This window comes from Mycobacterium sp. 1245852.3 (genome assembly GCF_001669335.1).
Classification (GTDB): domain Bacteria; phylum Actinomycetota; class Actinomycetes; order Mycobacteriales; family Mycobacteriaceae; genus Mycobacterium; species Mycobacterium europaeum_A.
Map to the genome: position 1 here is coordinate 1 of NZ_LZLL01000088.1, position 1,632 is coordinate 1,632.

The window sequence follows — 1,632 nt, forward strand, 5'->3', positions numbered from 1 at the left end:
GATCCCGGCCAGTGACGTCGACGGGGCCAACCCGCCGCACCGGATGGCCGCCGATCGATACATGGAGACTGCGCAGGATCAGCTGATCTGCACGATGTCGTGGGGTGATGAGGCGGCGCCGTCGCCGGTGGTGTTCGGCGTCGACGCTCTCGGCCCGAACGTGTTGTCGGCCAGCATCGCCACCGACACCAAATCCCTGCGCAACGCCGCACTGGCCGGCGCAGGCGGGCGGGCGCGTCTGGCGGCCGTCGCCGCGGCCGCGTCCACCGTGGCCGCCGAGGTCGTCACCGCGATGCCTGGCCTCTACACCGCCGCCGCCGATTCCCGGTCCGGACCAGACCGGGTGCGCGAGGCCATCGAGGCCGACCGCGGCGACGCCAAGGCCCCCGATACGCCGGTGGGCTTTGGCCGTTGAGGGACCTGGCACTTCGGCAGGCCGAGGAACTGGCCGCGGCCAGCGGCGGCGCTGTCTCAGTTCTCGGTTCACGCCAAGCAGACGACTACCTGGTCATTGACATCTCGCTGGACACCCATGGGATCCAGACCGTGGGTACCGGCATCAAGGTAGGTCAGCGGGAACGGTTCGAGATCCGGGTATCGGACAAATATCCGTTTCGGCCGCCGTCGGTGTGGGCGAGTCACCGCCGCTGGGCGGGCACCCCGCACGTGCAGTGGGCCCGCTACCTGTGCCTGTATGCGGCGTCGTCGGTGGAATGGAACCCCGCTGACGGGATGCGGGGATTTATCGAGCGGCTGACCAGCTGGTTGGAGAATGCCGCGGCCGCCACGCTCGATCCTGATGGGCAGCCACTGCACCCGCCGGTCACCTACCACGACGAGTGGGCCGGGTTCGTCGTGGTACACGCCGACGTCGGTGACCGTGTGCCATGGGGTGATTTGGTCACCCCGGGGCAGACCGCCCAACTGTTCGCTTGGTGCACCAGATCTGGGGATCGAGTGGATGTCGCCGAGTGGCTGACGCTTCAGGAAATGGGTGCCCGTGTGCTCGGCGACGGCTTCGTGCCCACCGACGGCGCGGGGCTCCCGTTCATCGTGGCCCCGCTGGTGCTGGTCAGCGATGAACTGTCGATGGAGTACCCGGACAAGGGCGCCGATCTGGTGGCCAGCTTGCACGAGTTTGGTTATCCCCGTGAGGAATTGCTTTGGTCGATCACCACAGCGGGCACATTCAACGCCGCGATCGCCAGGAAGGCCGGTCTCGACAATATTGCGCCCGTGGTGGTGATGCTCGGCACTCCGGCCCGCCGCGTCGAAGGGTCGCGCCGGCTGGCACACGTCACCGTCTGGAAATTCGACGACTTCGGCGCGGAGATCATGGATCTGCTGCGCGAGATCGAGGATCTCGAAAATGAATCACTGATCGAGAGAGCCACGAAGCTGGCCAATTCGTGGCTCGATGACAGCGAGGTGCGCTGGATGGTGATCCATGAAGATCGGCCCGAGGTCACCAACCGCCGAGACGCCAACACCCCCGCAGCATGGCTGCGAGACAAGAGGGTGCTGGTGCTTGGATGCGGTGCGCTCGGCGCGCCGATCGCCGAGCACTGCGTGCGGGCCGGTGTAGGCGCCTTGACTGTGGTCGACAACAGTGTGGTCAAACCCGGCATCCTG

General features: G+C 66.8%; 2 protein-coding genes. Both read left to right on the forward strand.

Annotation, left to right across the window (positions count from 1 at the left end):
• Positions 1–415, forward strand: a 415-nt coding sequence (locus A9W96_RS31995) for a hypothetical protein (protein WP_197499393.1), incomplete at its 5' end; no start/stop codon positions are given.
• Positions 412–1,632, forward strand: a 1,221-nt coding sequence (locus tag A9W96_RS31160) for a ThiF family adenylyltransferase (RefSeq protein ID WP_197499394.1), incomplete at its 3' end; no start/stop codon positions are given. The genes A9W96_RS31995 and A9W96_RS31160, both read left to right, overlap by 4 nt.